Source organism: Sphingopyxis sp. (assembly GCF_040216815.1).
Lineage (GTDB): Bacteria > Pseudomonadota > Alphaproteobacteria > Sphingomonadales > Sphingomonadaceae > Sphingopyxis.
Genome location: NZ_JAVJOJ010000009.1, coordinates 419,830 through 437,535, shown reverse-complemented (window position 1 = coordinate 437,535; position 17,706 = coordinate 419,830). Strand labels below are relative to the sequence as shown.

Genomic DNA, 17,706 nt, shown 5'->3' with positions numbered 1-17,706 from the left:
GATTATGCGCTTCAAACTTTCCCTCATGCTTGCCGCCGCGCTCGTGTCCGCTACGCCGACTGCGGCGGTCGCCCAATATACGCTGAACGTCCGCGACGCCGACATCCGCGCCTTCATCCAGGACGCAGCGCGGATCACCGGGCGCACTTTCGTGATCGACGGGCGCGTCAATGGCAAGGTGTCGGTCGTCACCGACCGGCCGCTGTCGCGCAGCGAGTATTTCGAGATTTTCCTTGCGACCTTGCGTTCGAACGGGCTCGTCGCGGTGCCGGGGCCGAACGGCAGCTACCGCGTCCAGCCGATCGACGGCGCCGCGGCGCAGCCCGGCCGCATCGGCAGCGGCGGCGCAGCGCAAAACCAGTTCGTCACCGAGATCATCCGCCTGCGCCATATCGACGCCGTCGCGGCGGTCGAAACATTGCGCCCGCTGGTCAGCGCGCAGGGATCGCTCACCGCGAACCGCAACGCCAACAGCCTGGTTGTTGCCGATTTTGCCGACAACATCCGCCGCATCCGATCGCTCGCCGCAAGTATCGACCGTGACAGTTCGACCAGCCAGATCGTCACGCTGAAGAACGCCGGCGCGCGCGAAATCGCCGCGGCGCTTCAGGCGCTCGTTCCGGCGGCGGGCGAGGGCGCGCGGGCACCCGTTGCGATCGTGCCGATCGACAGCAGCAACGCGATCGCACTGCGCGGCGACCAGGCGCTCGTCACGCGCTTCGTCGCAATGGCGAACGACCTTGATGCCAAGGCGGCGGGCGGCACTGAACTGCGCGTTTACTGGCTCGAACATGCCAATGCCGAAACCTTGCTGCCGACGCTCCAGCAGCTGATCGGCGGGGGCAGCGACCCTGCTCAGAAAGCTGGGTTGCCGCCCGCGTCGGCCTCGTCGAGCGGGTCGGGCGGCGGCGCGGCGCCCGCCGCGGCTGCGACGTCTGCGCCCGCGTCGACCGGCGCGGGCGGTAGTGGCAGCATTTCGACGCGCGGCCCGGCGATCGTCACCCGCTATGAAGGCGCCAATGCGATCATCGTGGCGGCGAACAGCGAGGTGCAGCGGATGCTGGGCGAGCTGATCCGCCAGCTCGACGCGCGGCGCCAGCAGGTGCTGGTCGAGGCGATCGTCGTCGAAATCGGCGACGACGCGGCCAAGCGCCTCGGCGTTCAGTTCCTGCTCGGCGGCAAGAATATCCCCTTCGTCGCGACGAGCTACAGCAACGCCTCGCCCAATATCCTTACCCTCGGCGGCGCCTATGCCTCGACGCGGATCAGCGAGGAAACGACGACGACCGATGGCACCACCGTCGTCACCCAGACGACAAGCGCGCTGGGCGACGCGCTGCAGGAAGCCGCGGCGGCGCAGCTGCTGTCGGCAACCGGCGGCTTTGCGGGCTTTGCCGGTGACATCGGCAAGAACACGATCTTTGGCGCGATCATCAACGCGGTGAAATCGGACACGACGTCGAACCTGCTCGCGACGCCGCACATCGTCACGCTGGACAATCAGGCGGCGAAATTCCTTGTCGGGCAGGATGTCCCGATCACGACCGGCGAAAAGCTGGGCGACAATTTCGAAAATGCCTTTCGCACCGTCCAGCGCGAAGAAGTCGGCATCAAGCTGGAGGTGACGCCGCAGGTCAACGGTGCGGGCGAAGTGAAGATGTTTCTGCGCCAGGAAGTGTCGAGCGTCGCCGGTCCCGTGTCGTCGCGCAACAGCGACCTCATCCTCAACAAGCGTGCGTTTGAAACAGTGCTGACCGTCGACGACGGCGAAATCCTCGCCATCGGTGGCCTGCTCAACGACGACGAGCGCCGGACGATCGAGCGCATTCCGCTTCTGAGCGATATTCCCCTGCTCGGTGAATTGTTCAAATCGCGCAGTCGCACGCGGTCGAAAACCAATTTGATGGTCTTCATCCGTCCGACGATCCTCAAAAGCCGCGAAGACAATGCCGCGCTCACCGCCCGCCGCTATGGCTACGTCCGCAATTTCCAGCTCGAACGCAATCCCGACGTCGAACCCGCGATCGATACGCTGGTGCGCGATTATATGGGGGCGACCCCGCCGTCGCCGCCGACCGCAGACGATGTGACCGTCGGCCCGGTCAACCTGCCTGCGCTGCGCGGCGAAGGCGGCGCGGTGATCCAGACCGACGTGCCGCCGTCGATTTCCCAGGCCCCCGCGCCCCCCGCCGGAGATTATCCGTGAGCGACAGCGACCCGGCCGCGCCCGCAGCGGCGCCGGTCGACATCCCCTATGGCTTTGCCCGCGCGCACGGCGTCGTGATCGCGCCGGGCGACGACGGCGTGTGGCGGGCGACCCTGCGCGAAGGCAGCGATCCAGCGGTGCTGATCGAGGTGAAGCGCTATCTGGCGCAGCCGCTGCGGGTCGAAACCGCCAGCGCGGCCGATTTCGACCGGCTGCTGTCCGACCATTATGCCGTCGACAGTTCGGCGGCGGCAATGGCCGGGTCGGTCGGCGGCGACGGCCTCGACCTCGGCATCCCCAGCGCCGAAGACCTGCTCGACAGCGCCGACGATGCGCCGGCGATCCGCCTGATCAACGCGATCATCGCCGAAGCGGTGCGGCAGGGGGTCAGCGACATCCACATCGAACCCTATGAAAGCGGGCTTGTCGTGCGGATGCGCGCCGATGGCGTGCTGCGCGAACATTTGCGGATGCCGCCGCATGTCGCGCCCGTGGTCGTCAGCCGCATCAAGGTGATGGCGCGGCTCGACATTGCCGAACGCCGCGTGCCGCAGGACGGGCGCATCGGGCTGACGCTCGCGGGCAAGGCGGTCGACGTCCGCGTGTCGACCTTGCCGAGCCGCGCGGGCGAGCGCGTCGTGATGCGTATCCTCGACAAGGAGGCCGCCGGGATTGATTTCGATGTCCTCGGCCTGTCGGGCGCCGCCGACCAGATATTGCGCGAAGCCTTGGCCGAACCCAATGGCATCATCCTCGTCACCGGCCCCACCGGATCGGGCAAGACGACGACGCTTTATGCGGCGCTCAAGCAATTGAACGACGGCCAGCGCAATATCCTGACCGTCGAAGACCCCGTCGAATATGCCGTCGACGGCGTCGGACAGACGCAGGTGAACAGCAAGGTGGGACTCGACTTTGCGGCAGGCCTGCGCGCGATTCTGCGCCAGGACCCCGATGTCGTGATGGTCGGCGAAATCCGCGACCGCGAAACCGCCGACATTGCGGTGCAGGCTTCGCTCACCGGCCACCTCGTGCTGTCCACCGTCCACACCAACGATGCGGTGGGCGCGATCACGCGCCTGAAAGATCTGAAGGTCGAACCCTTCCTGCTCGCCTCGACGCTGCGCGCGGTCATCGCGCAGCGGCTGGTGCGCAAGCTTTGCGAGAACTGCCGCGAGCCGCTTCAGGCCGACAACAGCGTTGCAGCGATGCTGGGGCTCGACATCGGTACGGTCATCTGGCGTCCCAAGGGCTGCGACGCGTGCGGCGGCACCGGCTTCAAGGGCCGCGTTGGCGTGTTCGAGGCGATCAAGGTCGACGAAACCGTGCGCCGCTATATCTACGCCGGCGGCGACGAAGCGATGATCGCCAAACATGCGTTCCTCAAATCGCCGACGCTCGCCTCGGCGGCGCGGGCGATGGTCGCCAAGGGGCTGACGACCGCCGAGGAAGCGATCCGCATCGCTCGGCGCGAGGATGTCGATGCCTGATTATCGCTATGTGGCGATCGATCCCGCCGGCCGCGAGCGCAGGGGGCGGCTGACTGCCGCGAACGACGATGCCGCGCGCGCCGACCTGATCGCCCGCAAATTCCATATCGTTGCGGTCGAGGAAGCCGGTGCGAAACCTGCGTCGGGGCGTTCGCTACTTGCCTTTCGCAAGGACCGGCTTGGCCGCAAGGAACTCGCGCTGTTCACGCGCCAGCTCGCCACGCTCGCCGAGGTCGCGCCGCTCGAAGAGGCGCTGCGCACCCTGACCCGCCAGAGCGAGGCCGAAAGCGCGCGCGCGGTCATCGGCGACGTCCACGCCGGGCTGCTCGAAGGGCGCCGCCTTGCTGATGCAATGGGGCGCCAACCGGCGAGTTTTCCGCCGCTCTATCGCGCGATGGTCGCGGCGGGCGAAACGACGGGCAGCCTGACGGTCATCCTCGCGCGGCTCGCCGACCTGCTCGAACGCCAGGCCGAGGTGCGCGGCAAGCTGATCGCCGCGCTCGCCTATCCCATCGTGCTCGCCATTGTTGCGATCGGCGTTGTCGCGGCGCTGATGATCTTTGTCGTTCCGCGCGTCGTCGAACAATTCACCGACACCGGCCAGCAATTGCCCTTTCTGACCCGCGCGGTGATCGGCATATCGAGCTTCGCGGCGAACTGGTGGTGGCTCATCGCGCTGCTGATGGCCGTCGTAGCGTTTGGCTGGGCGGCGGCGATGCGGCGACCGGCATTCAAGGCGCGCGTCGACGCGCGGCTCTTGCGCTTGCCGCTGCTCGGCCGCCTGCTTCGCGATCTTTATGCGGCGCGCTTTGCCCGCACGCTGGCGACGATGGTGTCGAGCCGCCTGCCGCTGGTCGAAGGGCTGCGGCTGACCCTGCCGACGATCCGCAACGCCGCGCTTGGCGGCGCGACCGCGGGACTCGTCGATCAGGTGCGCGCGGGCGGCAGCCTGTCGGCGGCGCTGCGCGATGCCGGCGTGTTTCCGCCGCTGCTCGTCTATATGACCGCGAGCGGCGAAAGCGCCGGACGGCTCGAGGTGATGCTCGAGCGCGCGGCCGATTATCTGGAACGCGAGTTCGACCGCTTCACCGCCGCGTCGATGGCGCTTCTCGAACCTGTCATAATTGTCGTTATGGGGTCGTGCGTCGCCCTCATCATTCTCGCCATTCTGCTACCGATCCTTCAGTTGCAGAATCTAGCCGGACTGTAATAAATGTCGCTGATGCAGCTTATTCTCCGCCTGATGCTCGACACTTCCTTTTCGGGCGTGGGCCGCCCGCCGGCCCAGCGCCGCCGAAAAAGGGGCGAGCGCGGCTTTACCCTGACCGAACTGATGGTCGTCATCTTCATCATCGGCCTGCTCACGACGGTCGTGATGATCAATGTCCTGCCCAGCCAGGACCGCGCGATGGTGACGAAGGCAAAGGCCGACATCGCGACGCTCGAAACTGCGCTCGAACAATATCGGCTCGACAATCTGACCTATCCGGCCTCCACCGATGGGCTGAATGCGCTCGTCACCGCGCCGCCCGCCCTTGCGCAGCCCGAACGCTATCGCCGCGGCGGCTATATCAAGAAGCTGCCCGAAGATCCGTGGGGGCGCCCCTATAATTATCAGGCGCCGGGGCCGAACGGCAAGGCGTTCGACGTCTGGTCGCTCGGCGCCGACGGCGCCCCCGGCGGGACCGACGACAATGCGGATATTCGCAGCGACAGCTGAAACCGGCGCGCCGCCTGAAACCAACGGATTTACGCTGGTCGAATTGATGATCGTGCTCGCGATCCTCGCGCTCGCGGCGACCGCGGTGGTGCTGACGATTCCCGGCGAGGAGCGCAGCGTGCGCAGCGAGGCCGACCGGCTTGCCGCACGCCTCGCCGCCGCGCGCGACGTCGCGGTGATCGAGGGCCGCAGCGTCGCCGTCCATTTTTCTCCGTCAGGCTATGGCTTTGAACGCCGCATCGCGGGCGAATGGCAGCCGCTTCCCGGCCGACCCTTTGAACAGCGCAACTGGCCCGCCGATGTCCGCTTCTCGGCGGGCGGCGGGCAGGGCGCGGCACGCATCCTGTTCGACCGCGTGGGGACCAGTCCGACACCGCAGGCGCTGCTGCTGTCGGGCGGCGACGCGCGCGAGAGCGTGCGCGTGTCGGCGACGGGAGAGATCAGCCGTGGCCGCTGACATGTCGCATCGCGGCGAGCACGGTTTCACACTGCTGGAAATGCTGGTGGCGCTCAGCATCATCAGCATCGCGGCGCTGACGCTGGTACGGCTCGATGCCTATGCGGTGCGCACCGCCGGCGACCTCGATGTCAGTACCGCTGCGGGCATCGTCGCGCAAAACCGCGCGGTCGAGCTGTGGACCGACCCCGCGCCGCCGGTAATCGGCAACAGCGCCATCGGCGTTGCCAATGCCGGGCGCAACTGGCGTATCGACCAGCGCGTGACAAAGACCGCCGACGCCGGGCTGCTGCGCATCGACCTGATCGTCCGTCCCGAGAGCGGGAGCGGACAGGCGGCACTGACAATCATCCGGCCCGCGCGATGAAAGACGATCACGGCTTCACCCTCGTCGAGATGCTCGTCGCGCTGTCGCTGTTCGCGGCGATCGCGGCGATGGGCGTCGGGCTGCTTCGCAGCAGCATCGACACGCAGGACGCGGTGCAGGAGCGGCTGAAGGGGATGAGCGGCATGAACCGCGTGCGCGCGGTAATGGCGAACGATCTGGCGCAGGCCGTGCAGCGGCCGACGCGCGGCGCGGCGGGCGAGGCCGTACCGGCGTTCCTTGGCACCGCGAGCGGCTTTGCCTTTGTCCACGCGGGCGCTCCTGCGCTCGACGGCAGCCCGCGGCCGGCGGTCGAGCGGGTCGGCTATGCGCTTGTTGGCGGCGAATGGCGGCGCGCGACGCAGCCGATGCTCGACGGCACGACGCTGGGCGAGGGCGATCGTCTGCTGGATGACGTGGCGTCGGCGCAGGTGCGCTATCGCGACGAGGCCGGAAACTGGAGCGACGTGTGGACGTCCGAACCCGGCGACCGCCTGCCGCGCGCGGTAGAGGTACGGATCGGTCGCAGCGGCCGTGAGCCGTTGACGATGCTGTTCCTCACCGCGCCGACGCTGCTCCCGCCGCCCGCGATCGGGGGAGGGGAGCCATGATCGGTTCGCGGGGGGAGCGCGGCGCCGCGCTGCTCAGCGTGTTGTTGCTCGTCGCCGTGATGGCGGTGATCGCGGCGACAGCGCTTGACCGGTTGACGCTCGCGACGCGGATCGCGGGCAGCGCGGCGACGGTCGATCAGGGGCGCGCCTACAGCTTTGCCGCCGAACAGATCGCGCTTGGCCGCGTCGCCGACCTTGTCGGGCGCGACCCGGCGAAACTCACGCTGGCCGGCGACTGGCTGGGGCGCGATTTCGTGCTGCCGCTGCCCGGCGGAGAGGGGCGGGCCAAGCTCACCGACGCCAATAATTGTTTCAATCTCAACAGCCTGGTCGCCGAAACCGTGCCGGGTCGTTTTACGCAGCGCGCGGGGGCGCAGCGCCAGTTTGCCGAGCTGATGAGGTTGCTCGGCATCGAGGATGGCGAGGCGCAGGCGATTGCGGGGGCCGCGGCCGACTGGATCGACAGCGATAGCAACGAGGGACGGCTGGGCGCCGAGGATAATGTCTATCGTTCCCTGCCGGAAGCCTATCTGCCCGCGAACCGCACGATGGCGCACGTCAGCGAACTGCGCGCGGTGCGCGGAGTCGACGCCAAAATCTATGCGCGGCTGACCCCCTGGATTTGTGCATTGCCCTCGACCGACCCGGTCAAGCTCAACGTCAACACGCTCGCGCTCGCGCAGGCGCCGCTCGTCGCGATGCTGTGGCCGGGCGAGATCGACCTTGCGACGGCGCGGGCGGCGCTAGCCGCGCGGCCTGCGGGCGGCTATGGCAGCAGCGTGCGATTCTGGGAGGCGCCGGCGTTCGATCGCCGCAAGCCGCCGACCGATGTGGCCGAGCAGGCCGCGGTGACGAGCCGCTGGCTGACGCTGACGACGAATGTGACGATGGGGGACGGGTTTTTGACGGCAGTTTCACTCATCGACGCCAATGGCAGCGCGCCGTCGGCAGGCATGGCGTCGCCCGTGATCGTACGTCGCGATTGGGGTGAGGGCGACTGACGTGACGCGCGCCCTGTTGATCTGGCTGCCCCCGGCGGCGGCGATAGCGAGCGACGATTCCGCGCCTGCCGCGTGGATGCGCATCGAAGACGGTATCGTCGTCGACAGCGGGCAGGACGACGGCTGGGTGTCCGATTGGGAAAGGCCGTGCGACGACGGCGTCGAGGATCGGGTGGTCGCGCTGGCACCCGCGGCGGATGTGCCGCTCCGCTGGCTCCGCTATCCCGATGCGGCGCCCGCCCAAGCCGCCGCCGCGGCCCGGATCGATGCGCTGAAGGACAGTCTGGGCGACGCCGCTTCGTTGCACGTGGTCGCTGGGCAACCCGCGAGCGCGGGGCAAGCCGTGCCGGTGGCGGCAACGACGCACGCTGCGATGACCGCGTGGACTGCTTGGCTGACGGCGCGAGGTCTGAGCGCTGCGGCGATCATTCCGGCCGCGGCCGCCGTGCCGCCCCCCGAAGCCGACAGCCTGTGGGCGGCCGAGCTCGGCGGCGAACGGATCATCCGGTCGGCCGACCGCGCCTGGGCGTCCGATCCCGAACTGGACCCGCTGATCGCGGGGGGACTGAATGTTACGCCGCTCGATGCAGAAACGATGCGCGAGGCGCTGCTGCTCACGCTCGCGGCGCCGCCGCTCGACCTTTTGAGCGGCGCATGGAAACCAAAGCGCCGCTGGGCGGTCGACCCCGCGATGCTGCGGCTCGCAAAGCGGCTGGCGATTGCGCTCGTCGCCGTCAGCATCGCTATCCCGGCGATTCATGCACTGCGCCTGACGGCCGACACCAGCCGCGCCGACAAGGCGGTGGTGGCGATGGCGAAGAAGGTCGGCGTGACCGCATCCGATGCCGGCACCGCCGAAACCGAAATCGACCGCCGGCTGGCCGCAGCGGGGGGCGGACCGCTCGCCTTTTCGGTTCCGGCCGCGGCGCTCTATGATGCGATGCGCGATGCGCCGGGCGTATCGCTCAAAACACTGTCGCACCGCACCGACGGTACGCTGACGACGACGCTCGCGGCGCCGCGCGTCGATGATATCAACCAGGTTTTGCTGGCATTGCAGGCGCGCGGCTATCGCATCACGGCGCAGCCGATGGCGGGGACCGACGGGCAGCAAATGGCCAACATCACGATCCGGGCGGTGCCATGACCGACAGGCTGAAACATTGGTGGGCGGGGTTGTCGGCGCGCGAACGCTGGCTGGTCGGTATCGCCGCGGTGTTGGCGTTCGGTGTGCTCGCCTGGGGACTGGGGCGTCCGGTAGCGGCCGCCTTTATCGATCTGGAAAACCGCCACCGCGCCGCGATCGAGCGGGAGGGACGGGTGGCGGCGAAGATCGCGCTCATCGGGACACGGCCCGCCAATACGGTTGCGGCCAATGTCGATGCGGGGGCTATCGACCAGTTTCTGCAACAATCCGCGAGTGAGATCGGGTTGACCCTCGATCGCAACGAAGCACGCGGCACCCGGCAGGCCGCGATTGCGGTCGCGGCGGCAAGGGCGCCGGTGCTCACCGACTGGCTCGCATCGCTCGAAGCCCAAGGCTTCGTGATCGACCAGTTGACGATCACCCCCGCTGCCGACGGCACCGTCGGGATGACCGCCGACCTTCGAAAGACCGGGCGATGAGCGCGCGGCGGCGCTGGATCATCGCGGCGGGCGCGCTGCTTGCGCTCGTCCTGCTGGTTGCCACCTTTCCGATGCGGCTCGCGCTTGGCTGGTCGGGCGCCAGCGATGCGGGCGTGTCGGCGCGCGCGGTGCGCGGATCGGTCTGGTCGGCCGAACTTGTCGACGCGCGCCTCGGTGCGCTGCCGCTCGGCACGCTGCGCGCCAGCCTGTCGCCGCTGGCATTGCTCACCGGCGAGACCGAGCTGGCATTCGAACGCAGCGACGACCGGCTCGGTGCGCTCGCGGGACGGCTGCACGGCAGCGATCCGCGCGGCCTGTCGGACGTCAGCGGGACGAGCGCGATGGCGGGCGGGCTCGGTGCGATTCCGGTCGACACCCTCCATTTTGAAGGTGCGACGGTACGCTTCGACAATGCGGGCAAGTGCGCGCGCGCCAGCGGCCGTGTGCGGTTGATGGTCGCCGCGCCCATCGCGGGACTCGACCTGTCGCGCGGCCTTTCGGGGCCGCTCCGCTGCGTGGGCGGGCGCGCCGAAGCGGCGCTGGCCAGCCAATCGGGGATGGAGCGGCTGACGCTGGACTTCGATGGCAAGGGGGCGTGGCGCGCGCGGCTTGCGATTAATGTCGATCGCGATCCGGCGATGGCCGCAGCGCTTGCCGCAATGGGTTTCCGGGCAGGAGCGGGCGGGTTCGTGCTGACGACGTCGGGCCGCTTCTGACGTGCCGATTCTCGATGCCTTGCCCTTCGGGACGGGCATCCTGCTTGCCGGACTGACCGGGTTGCTGTTTGGCAGCTTTATCGCAACGCTGGTGCTTCGCTGGCCCGCGGGGCGATCGGTGCTGGGTCGTTCGCGATGCGACGGTTGCAGCCGGCGGCTGGACGCGCGCGATCTTGTGCCCATCCTGTCGGCCATGATCGCGCGCGGACGGTGCCGTACGTGCGGTGCTGCGATCGATCCGTTTCACGGGCGCGTCGAACTGGCCTCGGCGCTGACCGGGGCGGGGGCGCTGGCCCTGCTTCCCGGCACGGCGGGTTGGCTGTGGGCGCTGTTCGGTTGGCTTTTGCTCCCGCTCGCGCTGCTAGACGCGCGCCATTTCTGGCTGCCCGACCGGCTCACGCTCGTCGTCGCGGTGGCGGGACTGCTGCTTGCGGGGCCGATGCTCGGCACGTCGCTGATCGACCGCTGGATCGGGGCGATCGCCGGCGGCGCCCTCCTGGCGTTTCTTGCGTGGCTTTATCGCCGGGCGCGGGGCAGGGATGGCATGGGCGGCGGCGATCCCAAGCTGGTCGCCGCGACGGGGGCCTGGCTCGGCTGGCAACCCTTGCCGCTGCTGCTGCTGCTCGCCAGTCTGGGCGGAATCCTGTGGGCGCTTGTGGCCCGGAAAAATGAGGACCGGCCGCTTGCCGAGCGGCCGGTCCCCTTCGGTCTGTTCCTGTGCGGCGCGGCGTTTGCCGCGGTGCCGCTATGGCTGCTTATCGGCCGATAACGACGGTCACTGCGCGGCGGTTCTGCGCCCAGGCCTCTTCGTTCGACCCGACCGCGGCCGGACGTTCCTTGCCATAGCTGATGACATTGATCCGCGACGGATCAATGCCGAGTGATGCCAGATAATTTTTCGCCGCATTGGCGCGGCGTTCGCCAAGGGCGATATTATAATCGCGCGTACCGCGTTCGTCGGCATGACCTTCCAGCGTGACGCGAACCGCCGGGTTGCGTTGCAGCCACTGCGCCTGGCTGCGCAGCGTCGCCTGATCTTCGGCATCGACATTATATTGATCGAACCCGAAAAAGATGCGGTCGGAGGCGACGTTTGCAACGAAGTCTTCCTGCGATCCCGGCACGATGCCGGTGCCCGTATCGACGCCCGTGTCGGTCCCGGTGCCTTCGGGGGCGGGGGGCAGCGTGTCTGGGGCCTTTTTTGCGCAGGCACCGACAGCAAGCATGGTGATCGCCGCGATCATCGCGGTGCTTTTGCGTATCGTCATGTCTTCTGTCCTTTTTCCATGGTGAAGAAATTATCTCGAACGAACGGTTTTACGACGTTGCGACGTGATCGGGGAACCCGACTGGGGCCGTTTGGTTCCGCTTTTGTCAAGGCAGAACCGGGCCCCAGCTCGGATCCGAGCCGTCCTGCGGCGTCGGCAGGCGGCGCAGGTTCACGCCGGTCAGGTCGACCTGCCACAGACTCGATTTGCCTTCGCGTCCCGGCGTGGTGCGAAAAAACTGGATGACGCGGCCGTTGGGCGACCATGTCGGCGCTTCGTCCTGCCAGCTGTTCGTCAGCATCCGCACCCCGCCCCCCGACGGCGTCATCACGCCGATGCGGAACTCACCCCCGCCCATCCGCGTGAAGGCGATGAGGTCGCCGCGCGGCGACCATTCGGGCGTGGCGTAGCGGCCCCCGCCAAAGCTGATCCGCTGCTGGTTCGACCCGTCGATATTCATCGTATAGAGCTGCTGGGTTCCTGACCGATCGCTTTCGAAGACAATCTTGCGCCCGTCGGGCGAAAAACTGCCGCCGACGTCGATGCCCGGCGCGGTGGTCAGCCGCACCGGCGTGCCGCCGTTCGCCGAAATGCGGTAAATATCGGTGTTGCCGCCAACCGCCATCGAATAGAGGATCTGCGTTCCGTCGGGCGACCAGCGCGGCGCAAAAGTCGCGTTGCCGCTTTCCGTCACCAGTTTCTGCGTCCCCGCCGCAACGTCATAGATGAAGACGCGGACGCGATCGTTCAAATAGCTGACATAGACGATCTTTTTATAGTCGGGCGAAAAGCGCGGGCTGATCGCGAGCGCCTGGCCATTGGTGATGAAACGATGGTTGCCGCCATCGGAATCCATGATCGCGAGCCGCTTGATGCGGTTCCCTTTGGGTCCGCTTTCGGCGATATAGGCGACGCGGCTGTCGAAGAAGGGCGCTTCGCCCGACAGGCGCGAATAGATGGCGTCGGCGCATTTATGCGCGGCGCGGCGCCAGTCGGCGGGCTGAATCTCGAACCCCTTGCGCACCAATTCGCTGCCGAGCGCGGTGTCATAGAGATAGCAGCCGACGATCAGGCTGCCGTTCGATCCGGCGTCGACGAAGCCGTGGACGACATTTTCGGCGCCGCGCGCCTGCCACTCGCCAAACCGCGGCGCCTGCACCTCGGCGCGGGTGATTGCGCGAACGCCGTTCGGCCCGATCGGTTCGAACAAGCCGCTGCGTTCAAGGTCGGCGGCGATGATTTCGGCAAGCTGGCGGCCGAGCGCGTCGGTGCGGAGTCCCGCGACGGTCTGAACCGACGCGGTGGCGAAGGGCGGGATGCCGACGACCGTGCGTTCCTGCGACAGCGTGCCTTCGATCGTTTCGCGCGGTTCGGTTTGCGTGACGGCGGGCGGGGCGGGGGCGGTCTGTGCCAGCACCGATGCACTGGTCAGCAGCAAGGCGAGCGAAAGGCCGATCGGACGCAGGAGCATGTCTCTTACCTCTTGATGAAATCGAGCGTGTAATTCTGCCAGAAGCTGTAATTTTCTTCGGGCAGGTCGAAGGGCGCGGCGAGTTCGACCGCGCGTTTGGCGCATTCCTGGTGGCGCGGGATCTGGAAGCGGTTGCTGTCATTCTCGCCCGTGGTCGTGACGCTGGTGAAGCCTGCGAGTGCGCCCGTGGTCGTCAGGCGGAATTTGACGACGGTTTTGAGTTGATCGACATCGACGCCCGAAACGCGGCAACTGTCCCAGCGCGGGCGAATCGCGGCCTTGATACTCACGTCGATCGAACGGCGGATCTCGGCCGCCGTTGCCGCCGCAGGTGCACCTGTGCTGGGTGGCGATTTGGGCTGCGATTTCGAAAGCCCTTCGGCGATGCCGTCGAGCCGTCCGGTCGGTCGCGCGGGGCGGTCCTTCGCGGGCGGAGCCTTCGGCGCGGCCTTGGGCTGCGCCTTTTCGGCGGCTGGCGGCTGTTTCGGCGGCGCTGTTCTGGGCCGCGCGACCTGCTTGGGCGTCGGCGCTGGGGTCGGGCGCACGACGGGTTCGGGCAGTGGCGGCGCGGGCACCGGCTCGGGTGCGGCAATGTCGAGCATATCCTCTTCGCCCAGCCGCGCGGCGGGGGGCGTGTCGGCGATCACCGGCGCGGTCGACTGAACCGCGGTCTCGGCGATCAGGTCGACCTCCATCGGGGGATTGTCGAAGCGGCGATCGCCCGCGGTCCACTGGACCGAGAGCAGGCCGATGATGACGACATGCGCCGCCACCGCGGCGGCAAAGCCACGCTTTTCATCCCCCCGATTTGCGCCAGCGTCGGCCATGATGCCTGCCTATTGCCCGCTTTCTGAACCGTCGGTGAGCGCCGCGTCGGCCACGCGTGGGGGAGTCGCTTCGGACGCTTCGGCGCCCGTCGTCACCAGCGCGATGCGCGTCAGCCCCGCGCGGTTAAGCTCGCCCATCACGCGCATGACCCGGCCATAGTCGAGCCCCTTGTCGGCGCGCAGCATGATCTGGCGCGGCCGCTCGCCGTCCTCCATCGCGCGCGCGATCGCGTCGAGCCGCGCGGGAAGCTCCGCCTCCGGCACCGCCTCCTCGCCGATATAGATGGTATCGTCGGCATTGATCGACAGCTGGACGGGCTCCTGTTCCTCGGTCTCGACCGGCTTGGCGCGGCTTTCGGGCAGGTCGATCGGGACGGCGGAGGCGAGCAACGGCGCGGTGATCATGAAGATGATCAGCAGCACCAGCATCACGTCGACGAGCGGCGTCACGTTGATTTCGGACATCGGCGCGCGGCGCTGGCCGCGCCCGCGCCGACCGCTGGCGCCGCCCGAAGGGCCGGTCATCGCCATCAGGCCTCGACCTCCAGCTCGCGGCTGAACGTCGCGTGCAGCCCGTCGGCAAAGCGCCCGAGCCGCGATTCGAGCCGGTTCAGCCGCTGCGAAAAGGCGTTGTAGGCGATCACGGCAGGGATGGCGGCGAACAGGCCGATCGCGGTTGCGAACAAGGCTTCGGCGATGCCGGGGGCCACGACCGCAAGGCTGCTGTTATTCTCTGCCGCGATTGCGGTGAAGCTGCGCATGATGCCCCACACGGTGCCGAACAGGCCCACGAAAGGAGCGACCGAACCGATGGTGGCTAGCGTCCCGATTTTCTCGGCCAGCCGGTCGACCTCGCCCGCGATCGCGCTGTTCATCGCGATGCCCAGCCGTTCGCGCGTGCCCTCGCGGTCGATCACCTTGCCTTTGGTCGACCGGCGCCATTCGCTGATTCCTGCGCTCAGCACCTTCGCGCTCGGAAGTTCTTCATTGCCATTTTTGTCGAAGAAGCGGTCGATATTGTCGGCGCGCCAGAAGTCGCGTTCGAACCGCTCCGACGCGCTCATCAGCTTGCCCACCCCGCGGCCGTGGGTGAAAATCACCGCCCAGACATAGATGGAGGCGGCGAGCAGGCCGATCATCACCGCCTTCACGATGATGTCGGCCTGAAGGAACAGCGCGACGGGGGAGAGGGTCGCCGCGTCGGCGGCCAGCGAGATATTGTCTAGCAAGGGATGTCGTCTCCATTCATGATCGCGGTGAAGCGTTCCGCCCAGCCCGCGGGCTGGCGCCGCGGCCGCCCGGTGGGGGAAAGGAAAGCGGCCGTGACCCGTCCGTCGGTCAGTATCGCCGGGGTCGATGTCTCGCCGCTTAACGTATCAGCTGTGCGAAGGATGCGCTGCGCGATCACGACGCTCGCGCCGCGCACCGCCTCGACCTTGCTCACAACGAGCAGATCGTCGTCGAGCTTTGCCGGGCGCAGATATTTGATCGCAAGGTCGGTCACAGCCCACGCGCCTTCGCCGCCGTCCATCGCGCCGCGCTGGTCGATCCCGGCAAGCCGCAGCATGTCCGAACGGGCGCGCTCCATATAGCGCAGATAATTGGCGTGATAAACGATGCCCGAAAGGTCGGTGTCCTCGAAATAGACGCGCGCCCGGAAATGATGTTCGGGGCCCACAAAGGCGCCGGGGACAAAGGGGGGCGGGGCGTTTACCATCGCCCCGACCGATAGCCGCGCTTCGACTCGTCGCAAAGCCCTGATAAACGCTTCGTCGCGGCCGGGGGCCGGTTGGTGGAGGCTGACGCAGCTTTTCTGCCTATTTGCTCTGATCGAACAACCCGTCCTGCGCGCCGGCGGGCGGCGTTAGGCCCAGGTGTTTCCAGGCGCTTGCGTTCAACGTCCGGCCGCGCGCGGTGCGCGCGATGAGGCCGATCTGGAGCAGATAGGGTTCGATCACATCCTCGATCGTATCGCGCGGTTCCGAAAGCCCCGCCGCGAGCGTTTCGACGCCGACCGGACCCCCGCCGTAAATATCGGCAATCATCGAAAGATACCGCCGGTCCATCGCGTCGAGCCCCAGCGCATCGACCTCCAGCCGGTTGAGCGCGGCGTCGGCGGCCCCCGCGTCGACGATCGCATGTCCGGCGACGGTCGCGAAATCGCGCACCCGGCGGAGCAGACGACCCGCGATCCGCGGCGTCCCCCGTGCGCGCCGCGCGATTTCAAGCGCACCGTCGGGCGCGATCGGCAGCGACAGCAGCCGCGCGGCACGGGTGATGACCTGCTCCAGCTCGGCATGGGTATAAAAATTGAGCCGTACCGGAATGCCGAATCGGTCGCGGAGCGGCGTCGTCAGCAGGCCTTGCCGCGTCGTCGCGCCGACCAGCGTGAATTTGGGCAGGTCGATGCGCACACTGCGCGCCGACGGTCCTTCGCCGATCATGATGTCGAGTGCGCGATCTTCCATCGCCGGATAGAGGATTTCCTCGACCGCGGGCGACAGGCGGTGGATTTCGTCGATGAACAGGACGTCGCCGTCCTCCAGATTGGTGAGCAGCGCGGCAAGGTCGCCCGCCTTCGCGATCACGGGCCCCGACGTCGAGCGGAACCCGACCCCGAGTTCCTTGGCGACGATCTGCGCCAGCGTCGTCTTGCCCAGCCCCGGTGGCCCAAAGAAGAGCACATGGTCGAGCGCATCGCCCCGCGCCTTCGCCGCCTCGACAAAAATCCGCAGATTCTCGCGCGCCGCCGCCTGCCCGACAAATTCGGCAAGCGATTTGGGTCGCAGCGCGGCGTCAGCGTCCTCGGGGATGCGCATGGGGGTGGTGAGGTCGGTCACTAAGTCGCGATACCCATAAACTTCGTCATGCTGAACTTGTTTCAGCATCCATGGCCGGAACTCTCATCCAGCGCGGCGCCGAACGAAAGGGCCGGCCATGGACCCTGAAACAAGTTCAGGGTGACGGGGAAGAAGCGGTCAATCATAATGGTCGATCCCCTCGCCGGTGATCGAAACCCAAGGCTCCTTGTGTTCCTCATAGACCGAATATTCGGGAACGTAGCCGTGTCCGGGCTCGAAATTGCCGAGCGGTATTGCATAGGCGTCACGATAGGGCCGCGCGCGGTACCAGACGCCCGAGCCGCAGGTGCCGCAGAAAAAGAAGTCGGCGGTGTTGCCGCTGTCGCCGGTATATTGCCACATCTTCGCGCTCGCCTCGCCCTCAATGCGGACTTGCTCGGCCGGAAAGCGCACCTGCGCCGCAAAGGCGCTCCCGCTCCGCGCCTTGCACTCACGGCAATGGCACACCGACACGCGGATCGGTTCGCCGGCGCAGATGAGGCGGATTTCGCCGCAGCGGCAGGCGGCATGGCGGGAGGGGTGAGCGATTTGAGTGTCGGAGACCATCAACCGGCACCCAATGCGGGAGGAGGCGTTAGGTCCTCAGGGTGGAACAGCGGTTGTTCTGGAAATTGGACAATTTCGTCGCCAAGGTTGGTGATAGCCTTCAAAAGGTTCTCAACGGCGAGCATGTTCCCTGCGTGTTCATCAGTGACTTCGGCGTTAGCGAACGGGCCATCCGGACGGGTGCTATCGATGACCGATTTGCAATAGGCATAGAAATTGACGATCTTGCAAAGTTGGCGGGGCTGTAGAAGGCCCAAGTCATTGGACAATCCTTCAAAAACGGAAAAGTAGTTCATTCTGATGTCAATGACGTAGCTTTCGCCTTGCCAAGTTCCTCCACGAATCCTGTTTCCAATTTCGATCAATGCGGGAAGGTACTCTTGATGCCTAATAAGGCGACAAATGGCGTCCACTTCACTGCAAATCGCCGTCAAAACGGCCTCGCGACGCTGGTTTCGATTGCGTCTCTCAGATACCATCTGAAAACCGCCAGCGGCAATTGCGCCGAGAAGAGCAGCGAAAATCTCCGATAAGCCAATCAT

General features: G+C 67.0%; 21 protein-coding genes. 12 read left to right on the top strand and 9 right to left on the bottom strand.

Translation table 11 applies throughout. The features are described from left to right. The first annotated feature begins 4 nt into the window (after positions 1-4). From gspD to RIA72_RS12560, 12 genes are read left to right on the top strand one after another with little or no spacing between them, the layout of a single operon-like run. Positions 5-2,206: a type II secretion system secretin GspD gene (gene gspD / locus RIA72_RS12615; RefSeq protein WP_350032407.1), complete on the top strand. Its 2,202-nt coding sequence runs from the start codon at positions 5-7 to the stop codon at positions 2,204-2,206. Beyond that, complete coding sequence (locus tag RIA72_RS12610; protein WP_350032406.1) at positions 2,203-3,696, top strand: GspE/PulE family protein; 1,494 nt, start codon at positions 2,203-2,205, stop codon at positions 3,694-3,696. Before gspD ends, RIA72_RS12610 begins: the two co-directional genes overlap by 4 nt. Then, on the top strand, positions 3,689-4,906 hold the full coding sequence (gene gspF, locus RIA72_RS12605) for a type II secretion system inner membrane protein GspF (RefSeq protein WP_350032405.1): 1,218 nt from the start codon (positions 3,689-3,691) through the stop codon (positions 4,904-4,906). Before RIA72_RS12610 ends, gspF begins: the two co-directional genes overlap by 8 nt. Before the next feature lie 33 nt (positions 4,907-4,939). Beyond that, the gene (gspG, locus tag RIA72_RS12600; protein WP_502957967.1) at positions 4,940-5,416 is read left to right on the top strand and encodes a type II secretion system major pseudopilin GspG; all 477 of its coding nucleotides are present in this window, start codon (positions 4,940-4,942) and stop codon (positions 5,414-5,416) included. Further along, a complete protein-coding gene (locus RIA72_RS12595) occupies positions 5,391-5,873 on the top strand; it encodes a GspH/FimT family pseudopilin (protein ID WP_350032403.1) in 483 nt (160 codons plus the stop codon). Before gspG ends, RIA72_RS12595 begins: the two co-directional genes overlap by 26 nt. Continuing rightward, positions 5,863-6,240 (top strand): type II secretion system minor pseudopilin GspI, encoded by a 378-nt coding sequence (gspI, locus tag RIA72_RS12590; RefSeq protein WP_350032402.1) that lies wholly within the window; start codon positions 5,863-5,865, stop codon positions 6,238-6,240. Before RIA72_RS12595 ends, gspI begins: the two co-directional genes overlap by 11 nt. Continuing rightward, complete coding sequence (gene gspJ / locus RIA72_RS12585) at positions 6,237-6,848, top strand: type II secretion system minor pseudopilin GspJ (protein ID WP_350032401.1); 612 nt, start codon at positions 6,237-6,239, stop codon at positions 6,846-6,848. The genes gspI and gspJ overlap by 4 nt, the downstream gene beginning before the upstream one ends. Next, on the top strand, positions 6,845-7,849 hold the full coding sequence (gene gspK, locus RIA72_RS12580; protein WP_350032400.1) for a type II secretion system minor pseudopilin GspK: 1,005 nt from the start codon (positions 6,845-6,847) through the stop codon (positions 7,847-7,849). Before gspJ ends, gspK begins: the two co-directional genes overlap by 4 nt. Before the next feature lies 1 nt (position 7,850). Next, the gene (gspL, locus tag RIA72_RS12575) at positions 7,851-8,996 is read left to right on the top strand and encodes a type II secretion system protein GspL (protein WP_350032399.1); all 1,146 of its coding nucleotides are present in this window, start codon (positions 7,851-7,853) and stop codon (positions 8,994-8,996) included. Next, positions 8,993-9,475 (top strand): type II secretion system protein M, encoded by a 483-nt coding sequence (locus RIA72_RS12570; protein ID WP_350032398.1) that lies wholly within the window; start codon positions 8,993-8,995, stop codon positions 9,473-9,475. Before gspL ends, RIA72_RS12570 begins: the two co-directional genes overlap by 4 nt. Continuing rightward, a complete protein-coding gene (gene gspN / locus RIA72_RS12565; RefSeq protein ID WP_350032397.1) occupies positions 9,472-10,191 on the top strand; it encodes a type II secretion system protein N in 720 nt (239 codons plus the stop codon). Before RIA72_RS12570 ends, gspN begins: the two co-directional genes overlap by 4 nt. Positions 10,192-10,198: 7 nt before the next feature. Further along, positions 10,199-10,960 carry a prepilin peptidase gene (locus RIA72_RS12560; RefSeq protein WP_502957966.1) on the top strand — a complete coding sequence of 254 codons (762 nt, stop codon included), beginning with the start codon at positions 10,199-10,201 and terminating at the stop codon, positions 10,958-10,960. Here RIA72_RS12560 and pal read toward each other — a convergent pair. From pal to RIA72_RS12515, 9 genes are all read right to left on the bottom strand, one after another. Then, the gene (gene pal / locus RIA72_RS12555; RefSeq protein WP_502957954.1) at positions 10,947-11,459 is read right to left on the bottom strand and encodes a peptidoglycan-associated lipoprotein Pal; all 513 of its coding nucleotides are present in this window, start codon (positions 11,457-11,459) and stop codon (positions 10,947-10,949) included. The genes RIA72_RS12560 and pal overlap by 14 nt on opposite strands. 106 nt (positions 11,460-11,565) lie before the next feature. Beyond that, positions 11,566-12,930 carry a Tol-Pal system beta propeller repeat protein TolB gene (gene tolB / locus RIA72_RS12550; protein WP_350032395.1) on the bottom strand — a complete coding sequence of 455 codons (1,365 nt, stop codon included), beginning with the start codon at positions 12,928-12,930 and terminating at the stop codon, positions 11,566-11,568. A gap of 5 nt (positions 12,931-12,935) precedes the next feature. Beyond that, a complete protein-coding gene (gene tolA, locus RIA72_RS12545; protein ID WP_350032394.1) occupies positions 12,936-13,757 on the bottom strand; it encodes a cell envelope integrity protein TolA in 822 nt (273 codons plus the stop codon). A 9-nt stretch (positions 13,758-13,766) separates the two neighbouring features. Further along, positions 13,767-14,288 (bottom strand): protein TolR, encoded by a 522-nt coding sequence (gene tolR, locus RIA72_RS12540; RefSeq protein ID WP_350032393.1) that lies wholly within the window; start codon positions 14,286-14,288, stop codon positions 13,767-13,769. After that, positions 14,288-14,986, bottom strand: a complete 699-nt coding sequence (gene tolQ, locus RIA72_RS12535) for a protein TolQ (RefSeq protein ID WP_350032392.1) — start codon at positions 14,984-14,986, stop codon at positions 14,288-14,290. The genes tolR and tolQ overlap by 1 nt, the downstream gene beginning before the upstream one ends. Further along, on the bottom strand, positions 14,980-15,474 hold the full coding sequence (locus RIA72_RS12530) for a YbgC/FadM family acyl-CoA thioesterase (RefSeq protein ID WP_350032391.1): 495 nt from the start codon (positions 15,472-15,474) through the stop codon (positions 14,980-14,982). The genes tolQ and RIA72_RS12530 overlap by 7 nt, the downstream gene beginning before the upstream one ends. Positions 15,475-15,574: 100 nt before the next feature. Then, the gene (ruvB, locus tag RIA72_RS12525) at positions 15,575-16,576 is read right to left on the bottom strand and encodes a Holliday junction branch migration DNA helicase RuvB (RefSeq protein WP_350032818.1); all 1,002 of its coding nucleotides are present in this window, start codon (positions 16,574-16,576) and stop codon (positions 15,575-15,577) included. A gap of 159 nt (positions 16,577-16,735) precedes the next feature. Beyond that, entirely contained in the window at positions 16,736-17,164 is a 429-nt protein-coding gene (locus RIA72_RS12520) for a GFA family protein (RefSeq protein WP_350032390.1), read from the bottom strand. Further along, the gene (locus tag RIA72_RS12515; RefSeq protein WP_350032389.1) at positions 17,164-17,706 is read right to left on the bottom strand and encodes a hypothetical protein; all 543 of its coding nucleotides are present in this window, start codon (positions 17,704-17,706) and stop codon (positions 17,164-17,166) included. The genes RIA72_RS12520 and RIA72_RS12515 overlap by 1 nt, the downstream gene beginning before the upstream one ends.